This is a genomic window from Micromonospora sicca (assembly GCF_003172935.1).
GTDB lineage: Bacteria > Actinomycetota > Actinomycetes > Mycobacteriales > Micromonosporaceae > Micromonospora > Micromonospora sicca.
Genome location: NZ_QGKS01000082.1, coordinates 1 through 7,697 on the forward strand (window position 1 = coordinate 1; position 7,697 = coordinate 7,697).

Here is a 7,697-nt window from a genome sequence, read left to right on the forward strand (position 1 = left end):
GCCCCACGGGATGGCCCGGCCCAACGCCCGGCTGCCCCGCGGCCCGGGGGCCGCGGGGCAGCCGGGCGTTGGGCCGGGCCATCCCGTGGGGCAGCCGGTCTCCGGACCGGCGTACCCGGGCGGGCCGGCGTACCCGGGCGGGCAGCTCGTGTCGGGGCCGGCGTATCCGGGTGGGCAGCCGGTTTCCGGGCCCGCGTACCCGGGTGGGTGGCCGGTCCCCGCGGCCGGGGCCGACCGGCGGCGTCGAATGCCCGTGGTGGCGCTCGCGCTCGTCGCGGTGCTGGCCCTCGTCGCCGGCGTGCAGGCGTACCAGCTGCACCGGCTGGACGACCGGCTCGCCGCCACCGACCGCCGGTTGGCCGAGGCGCAGCGGGCCGACGGCACCCGGCTGGACGGCCTGGACAAGCGCGCGGAGGCGCTGGAGAAGGAGGCCGGGGCGGCGTTCAACCCGGAGGCCGTGGCCAGCGCCGTGCTGCCCAGCGTGTTCCGGGTCCGGGCCGGCCAGTTCACCGGGACCGCGTTCGCGATCGGCAAGCCGGCCGCCGGCGGTGGCACCACCCTGCTCACCAACTTCCACGTGGTGGAGTCGGTGTTCGACGGTGGCGGCCGGAAGGTCTTCCTGGAGCGGACCGACCAGCGCTTCGAGGCCACCATCGTCAAGGTCGACAAGGCCAAGGACATCGCCCAGCTGCGGACCACCGCCAAGTTCACCGGCCTGGTCGCCGCCGGCACGCCGGTCAAGTCCGGGCAGCAGATCGTCGTGGTGGGCGCCCCGCTGGGCCTGCAGGACAGCGTGACCACCGGCGTGGTGAGCGCCTTCCGCAAGGACGAGGACGGGTCCGGTCCGGTCATCCAGTTCGACGCGCCGATCAACCCCGGCAACTCGGGCGGCCCGGTGATCAACGGCTCGAAGGAGGTCGTCGGTATCGCCACCGCCAAGGCCCGGGACGCCGAGGGGATCGGCCTCGCGGTGCCGATCGAGACCGCCTGCGACACCTTCAAGCTCTGCTGACCGAACGACCGGCCGCGCCCAGGAGCCGCCGGCCGGCATTGACCGCATCACGCACCGTCGAACCTGTGGCGGCCGACGACGGCGGCCTCGACCCGCAGACCCCGGCCCTTCGGGGCCACCCACGGGGGACCACAAATCCGGAGGAAAAAGACATGTCCCAGCCACCTACCGGCCCGGAGGGCCACCCGCCCTACCCGCCGCAGCGGCCGGCCGGCGGCGTCTACGGCAACCCGTACGGCGCCGGCCAGCCCGCACCCCAGGGGTACGGCCCGGTCCAGCCGGACCCGACCGTGCCGCAGCCCGTCCAGCCCGCGTCCGCCCCGCCGGTGCCCGGCCAGTACGCGCCGGGCTCCGCCCCGGTGTCCGCCCCGGCGTACCCGCAGCCGTTCTCGGCGCCGCCGATGTCCGCCCCGCCGGTCTCCGGGCCGGGCTTCGGCCAGCCGATGTCCGCCCCGCCCGGCTCGGCGCCACCCTACGGCGCCCCCGCCGGGGGTGCCGGCAAGGGCCGCACCACGCTGATCCTCGCCGTCGTCGCGGGGCTGCTCTTCGTCCTCGGCGGCGTCATGACCGGCCTGTTCGTCACCAAGAGCGGCGAGCTGGACCGTACCGAGAAGAAGCTCACCGCCCAGGTCAGCGAGCGGGACGGCACCATCGCAGCGAACAAGCAGGAGATGGAGAAGCTCAAGACCGACCTCCAGTCCGTGCGGGACAAGCTGGCCGACACCGAGCAGGACCTGACCGGGACCAAGAACGACCGGGACGAGCAGGCCCGGCAGAAGAAGGTCATCGCCACCTGCCTGGACAAGCTGACCCAGGCGATGGCCGCGGCGTCGGCCGGCAACCGGGCCGCCTTCGACAAGGCCAGCAAGGGCCTGGACAAGGTCTGCGACGAGGCCGAGAACTACCTCTGACCCGCGTACCGGGTGTCGATCATGGGGTGGTGGCCACCCGCCGGAAGCGGCGGAGCGCCACGACCGGGGCGCCGCAACTCCATGATCGACCCCGGGTCCCGGGGGGAGTCAGGCGGCGCCGGCGGGGCGGCGGGACGGCAGCGCCGTCACGCCGGGTGGCGGGAGGCCGGCGGCCGAGGCCAACAGGGCGCACCAGCCGAGCAGGTGGGCGGCCAGGTCGACGCCGAGCGGTGTCCAGGAGGCGCGGATCTCGATGTCGCCGGCCGCGGGCGGCCCGGCCAGCTCCCCGAACCGGGTCGACAGGGTCTGGGTGACCGTGCCGCCGATCGCCCGGTGCCGGGCGTGCTGCGCGTCCAGCGCGTCGGTCAGCCACGTCCAGCCCACCCCGGGCAGCAGCGGATCGGCGGCGAGATCCACCTCCAGCTCGGCGGTCACGTAGGTGACCAGCCGCAGGGTGCCCTGCCACGCCTCGTGCCCGGCCGGGTCGTGTAGCAGGATCAACCGCCCGGTGGCCACCTCGTCGCCGTCGCGCAGCACTGCGGCGGAGAGCGCGAACGCGTACGGGGCCAGCCGCCGGGGCGCCCCGACCTCCTCCAGCACGATCTCCGGCCGGGGAGTGACCGACCGCAGTCCGGCGACCGCGCGGGCGAAGGTTTCCGGGAGCGCGATCGGGGGGGCCATGCCGGCAGCCTATTCCGCCGCCCGCCCGCTCGTCGGGACGGCGCGCCGAGGGCGGCGGTCACGATCATCGGGGCGCGGGACCGGCGATCCTGGTGGGCCCGAACCGGCGTCGCGGGCCTCGTCACAAAAGGCGGCGGTGCCCGCTGGCCGCACCCGGTGCCGTGGCACGATTGCCGCGATGACCACCGACACCACGGGCACTGCCGCCCGAGACGGAGAACCCCGCCGCGGCGGGCCGGCCGACTCCCCCTTCGTCCGGGCCTGCCGCCGTGAACCCGGCCCGCACACCCCGGTCTGGTTCATGCGCCAGGCCGGCCGGTCGCTGCCGGAGTACCGCGAGATCCGGGCCAGCGTGGCGATGCTGGAGTCCTGCCGCCGCCCGGAGCTGGTCGCCGAGATCACCCTCCAGCCGGTCCGCCGGCACGGGGTGGACGCGGCGATCCTGTTCAGCGACATCGTCGTCCCGGTGGCCGCGGCCGGGGTCGACCTGGACATCGTGCCGGGCACCGGCCCGGTCGTCGCCGAGCCGGTGCGCACCGCCGAGGACGTCGAGCGGATCCGCCCGATCAACCGCGACGACGTGTCCTACGTGGACGAGGCGGTCCGGCTGCTGGTCACGGAGCTGGGCGACACCCCGCTGATCGGTTTCGCCGGCGCCCCGTTCACCCTGGCCAGCTACCTGGTCGAGGGCGGCCCGTCGCGGACCCACGCCAGGACCAAGGCCCTGATGTACGGCGAGCCGGAGCTCTGGCACGCCCTCTGCGCCCGGCTGGCCGAGGTGACCCTCACCTTCCTCCGGGTGCAGGTCGACGCCGGGGTCTCCGCGGTGCAGCTGTTCGACTCGTGGGCCGGCGCGCTGTCGGAGGCCGACTACCGCCGCTACGTGCTGCCGCACTCGACGGCCGTGCTCACCGGGCTGGCCGACGCGGGCGTGCCGCGGATCCACTTCGGGGTGGGCACCGGCGAACTGCTCGGCGCGATGGGCGAGGCCGGCGCGGACGTGGTCGGCGTGGACTGGCGTACCCCGCTCGACGCCGCGACCCGCCGGATCGGCCCGGACAAGGCCGTCCAGGGCAACCTCGACCCGTGCGTGCTGCTCGCCCCCGGGCCGGTGGTGGAGGCCGAGGTGCGGCGGATTCTCGACCAGGGGCGGGCCGCCCCCGGTCACGTGTTCAACCTCGGCCACGGCGTGCTGCCGGAGACCGACCCCGACGTGCTGACCCGGGTGGTCGCGCTGGTGCACGACCTCTCCGCGCGGCCGGTCGAGCAGGCGAGATGACCGTGCGGCAACCGTGGCGGGTGGCGGTGGTCGGTGGCGGGATCACCGGGCTGGCCGCCGCCGTCCGGTTGCGCGACCGCGCCCCCGCCGGCACCGAGATCACCGTGTACGAGCAGTCCGGCGCCCTCGGCGGCAAGCTGCGCACCGGCGAGCTGGCCGGGCAGGCTGTGGAGTTCGGCGCGGAGTCGTTCCTGATGCGCGACCCGGCCGGCGCGGAGTCCGCCGCCGTCCGCCTGGTCCGCCGGCTCGGGCTGGCCGACGCGATCGTCCACCCCACCGTCGGGCAGGCCGCGCTCGCCGTGGACGGCGGGCTCCGCCCCGTCCCGGGCGGCACGCTCGTCGGCGTACCCGGAGACCTGGCGAAGGTGGCGGCGGTGGCGACACCCGACGCGGACGCCGACCGGGACGACGGCCGGCCGCTGCTCGGGCCGGACGAGGACGTGGCGGTCGGCGCGCTGGTCCGCGACCGCCTCGGCGACCAGGTGGTCGACCGGCTGGTCGACCCGATGCTCGGCGGCGTGTACGCCGGCCGGGCCGACGGCCTCTCCCTGGTCACCACCATGCCGGCGCTGGCCCGGGCGGCCCGGGTCGAGCACACCCTGGTCGGCGCGGTTTGGGCCGCCCAGGCCGCCGCGCCGCGCGCCCCCGGCGCGCCGGTCTTCGGCACCCTGGTCGGCGGGCTGAGCACCCTGGTCGAGGCGGCGGCGACCGCCAGCGGCGCGACGATCCGCCGGGACGCGGCGGTGCGTGACCTGCGCCGCACGGCCACCGGCTGGGCGCTGACCATCGGCCCCACCCGCGACCCGGAGCTGGTCGAGGCCGACGCGGTGCTGCTCGCGGTGCCGGCCCGGCCGGCCGCCCGGCTGCTCGGCGGCCCGGCGCCCGCGGTGGCCACCGCCGTCGGCGGGCTCGACTACGCCAGCGTCGCCCTGGTCACCATGGCCCTGCCCGAGCCGGAGCTGCCCGAACTCTCCGGGTTCCTGGTGCCGGCCACCGAGGGACTGCTGATCAAGGCGTCCACCTTCTTCACCACCAAGTGGGGGCACCTGCGCCGGGCCGACGGCCTCGCCCTGGTCCGCGCCTCGGTCGGCCGGTACGGCGACGAGACGTCGCTGCAGCTGACCGACGACGACCTGGTCGCCACCGTGCACCGGGAGCTGTCCAAGGTGCTGGGCGGCCCGCTGCCCGCCCCGGTCGCCAGTCACGTGCAGCGGTGGGGCGGCGCCCTGCCGCAGTACGCCCCCGGTCACCTCGACCGGGTGGCCGCGGCCCGGACGGCGCTGCGCGCCGCCCACCCCACGCTGGTCCTGGCCGGCGCCGGCTACGACGGCGTCGGCATCCCGGTCTGCGTCCGCTCCGGCGAGACCGCGGCCGAGGAGATCATCACTGCCCTGGGAGGATCGGGTTCATGACCGAGCAGACCAACGCGGCCAGGCTCAAGGAGCTGAACGCCACCGTCCGTTACACCATGTGGTCGGTGTACCGGGCCACCAGCCCGCTCCCGTCGCTGCGCGAGAACGTCATCGACGAGGTCGAGGCCCTCTTCGAGGAGCTGGCCGGTAAGGACGTGACGATCCGCGGCACGTACGACGTCGCCGGTCTGCGCGCCGACGCCGACCTGCTGATCTGGTGGCACTCCTCGTCCAGCGACGCCCTGCAGGACGCCTACCTGCGGTTCCGGCGGACCACGCTGGGCCGGGCGCTCACCCCGGTCTGGTCGCAGATGGCGCTGCACCGGCCGGCGGAGTTCAACAAGAGCCACATCCCGGCGTTCCTGGCCGGCGAGGAGGCCCGCGCCTACCTCTGCGTCTACCCGTTCGTCCGCTCCTACGAGTGGTACCTGCTGCCGGACGCCGAGCGGCGGGAGATGCTCGCCGAGCACGGCCGGCTGGCCCGCGGCTACCCGGACGTGCGGGCCAACACGGTCGCCTCGTTCGCCCTCGGTGACTACGAGTGGATGCTCGCCTTCGAGGCCGACGAGCTGCACCGGATGGTCGACCTGATGCGCGACCTGCGGGCCTCCGGCGCCCGGCGGCACGTCCGGGAGGAGATCCCCTTCTACACCGGCCGCCGGCGCTCGATCGCCGACATCGTCACCTGCCTGGTCTGAATCCCGGCCGACACGCGAGACGGGCCCCGGAGTTCCCTCCGGGGCCCGTCGTCGTTCCGGGTCAGCCGATGTAGACGAGACCGTCGGTGATGACCCGGGGCCGGCCCGAGGTGCCCACCACGACGATCTTCACCGTGTGCCGCGCGCTGCTGGACCAGCTCTTGGTCCACATCACCCGGCGGTAGTCGGTGGTGCTGTTGCGCAGGTCCACCGTGGTCTGCTTGACGCCGTCCACCCAGATCTCCGCCTGGCCGGAGGTCGACGTCCGGGTCGCCAGGAAGGCGACCGAGCGGGCGGTGACGGTCCAGGTCAGCGAGGACTTGGCGGCCGTCGAGGTCAGCGCCGAGCCGCCGAGGTAGGAGCTGCCGGTGCTGGTCGACCAGGTGCCCGTCCGGGTGGCCTTGGTCTCGGGGAGGAAGATCGGGATCCAGCTCGCCGAGGTGGTGGCGGTGTTGCCGGCCCAGTCCTGGGCGCGCATCGACCATGCGGTGGCGACGCTCGGCTTGGTGGTGGTGCCGTAGCTGCCGCTGGCGGCGAAGGTGCGGCTGATCGGGGCGGTGAGCTGGACCGAGCCGACGCCGGTGTTGTCCGCCGCCCGCCAGTTCACCGTCACCGGCACAACCGTGCCGCTCACCTGACCGGCCCGCAGGGCGAGGGTGGGTCCCTGCGGGAAGGTCGGCGCGGCGGTGTCGACGACGAACGCCTGCGCGGCGGTCGCGTTGACCCGGCCGATCTTGTGCGCGGCGCGCACCACCACGGTGTGCGTGCCCGCGGGGACGGTGACCGACGCCGACCGGGCGGTGCCGGCGGCGGTGGCCACGACCGTGCCGTCCACCACCACGTCGAAGCGGGAGATCAGGTTGCTCGGCGTGATCGTCGTCCAGGACGCGGTGAACGTGCTCCTGGTGTAGTACGTCGTGCCGCTCAGGGTGCCGGTCAGGCCGGTCAGGCGCAGGTTGGCGGTGGTGGCCGCCTTGGCGCGGATGGTCGCGAGCTGGGCGTAGAGCGCGTCGCCGGGGCATTCGGTGGCCACCGCGTCCCGGTGCCCGGAGATCCGGTTGAAGACCACCTGCTCGCCCAGGTGGTACTTGCCCTCCACCCCGGAGGTCAGGGTGACCTTGCCGAACGGGTCGTTGCCGTACGCGCCGAGCTTGTACGCGGCGACGTGCGCGACGGCGTCCTGCACGCCGGTGGGGATGCCGGCGCTGATGTAGGTGCCGAGTACGGCGATCGCGGCGTTGTCGGTGTTGAAGCCGTAGGTGTGCGCGCCGGTCACCGGCTTGTCGATGCCGCCCTTGCGGCCCTCGAAGACGACCCCGCACTTGTCGACGAGGAAGTTGTATCCGATGTCGTTCCAGCCGTTGCTCTTGACGTGGTAGATCTCGATGCCCCGGACGAGGGCCGCCGAGTCGGCGCAGCTGTAGTCGTTGGTGCCGGCGGTGTGGTGCACGAAGAACGCCTTGACCGTGGTCCCGTACGTCGGCGGGTCGGTGACGATCGACTCGTCGGCCTTCCACTCCGCGCGGGTGACCACCTTCGGCGTCGGGATCGGGTTCGCCGGGGCGGTGGCGGTGGGCGCCACGGTGGGCGCGGTGGTGGTGGGCGCCGGGGCCGACGTGGTGGTCGGCGCGGGCGCGGTGGTCGCCGCCGGCGGCGCGGTGGTCTCGGTCGGCGCCGGGGCGGTGGTCTCGGCCGGCGCGGTCG

At 74.8% G+C, this 7,697-nt stretch carries 7 protein-coding genes; 5 read left to right on the forward strand and 2 right to left on the reverse strand.

The genetic code is table 11. The features are described from left to right. The first annotated feature begins 10 nt into the window (after positions 1–10). Both DKT69_RS02765 and DKT69_RS02770 read left to right on the forward strand, forming a co-directional pair. Entirely contained in the window at positions 11–1,012 is a 1,002-nt protein-coding gene (locus DKT69_RS02765; RefSeq protein WP_236647307.1) for a S1C family serine protease, read from the forward strand. A 152-nt stretch (positions 1,013–1,164) separates the two neighbouring features. Continuing rightward, positions 1,165–1,923 carry a hypothetical protein gene (locus tag DKT69_RS02770; protein WP_109800028.1) on the forward strand — a complete coding sequence of 253 codons (759 nt, stop codon included), beginning with the start codon at positions 1,165–1,167 and terminating at the stop codon, positions 1,921–1,923. 108 nt (positions 1,924–2,031) lie between these two features. On the opposite strand, the gene DKT69_RS02775 is transcribed toward DKT69_RS02770, so the two are convergent. Beyond that, a complete protein-coding gene (locus tag DKT69_RS02775; protein WP_109800029.1) occupies positions 2,032–2,604 on the reverse strand; it encodes a DUF3000 domain-containing protein in 573 nt (190 codons plus the stop codon). 178 nt (positions 2,605–2,782) lie between these two features. Between DKT69_RS02775 and hemE the strand changes: the two genes are divergently transcribed. From hemE to hemQ, 3 genes are read left to right on the forward strand one after another with little or no spacing between them, the layout of a single operon-like run. Then, on the forward strand, positions 2,783–3,883 hold the full coding sequence (gene hemE / locus DKT69_RS02780; protein WP_109800030.1) for a uroporphyrinogen decarboxylase: 1,101 nt from the start codon (positions 2,783–2,785) through the stop codon (positions 3,881–3,883). Between the two features lie 2 nt (positions 3,884–3,885). Further along, positions 3,886–5,295, forward strand: coding sequence for a protoporphyrinogen oxidase (gene hemG, locus DKT69_RS02785; RefSeq protein WP_109800033.1), 1,410 nt, complete (start codon positions 3,886–3,888; stop codon positions 5,293–5,295). Beyond that, positions 5,292–5,993 (forward strand): hydrogen peroxide-dependent heme synthase, encoded by a 702-nt coding sequence (gene hemQ, locus DKT69_RS02790; RefSeq protein ID WP_109800031.1) that lies wholly within the window; start codon positions 5,292–5,294, stop codon positions 5,991–5,993. The genes hemG and hemQ overlap by 4 nt, the downstream gene beginning before the upstream one ends. A gap of 61 nt (positions 5,994–6,054) precedes the next feature. On the opposite strand, the gene DKT69_RS02795 is transcribed toward hemQ, so the two are convergent. Then, positions 6,055–7,527: an N-acetylmuramoyl-L-alanine amidase gene (locus DKT69_RS02795; protein ID WP_161557757.1), complete on the reverse strand. Its 1,473-nt coding sequence runs from the start codon at positions 7,525–7,527 to the stop codon at positions 6,055–6,057. Between the last annotated feature and the right edge of the window lie 170 nt (positions 7,528–7,697).

Coding starts and splice junctions, on each gene's coding strand:
- DKT69_RS02765 (WP_236647307.1), top strand. CDS start 11: ATGGCCCGGCCCAACGCCCGGCTGCCCCGCGGCCCGGGGGCCGCGGGG.
- DKT69_RS02770 (WP_109800028.1), top strand. CDS start 1,165: ATGTCCCAGCCACCTACCGGCCCGGAGGGCCACCCGCCCTACCCGCCG.
- DKT69_RS02775 (WP_109800029.1), bottom strand. CDS start 2,604: ATGGCCCCCCCGATCGCGCTCCCGGAAACCTTCGCCCGCGCGGTCGCC.
- hemE (WP_109800030.1), top strand. CDS start 2,783: ATGACCACCGACACCACGGGCACTGCCGCCCGAGACGGAGAACCCCGC.
- hemQ (WP_109800031.1), top strand. CDS start 5,292: ATGACCGAGCAGACCAACGCGGCCAGGCTCAAGGAGCTGAACGCCACC.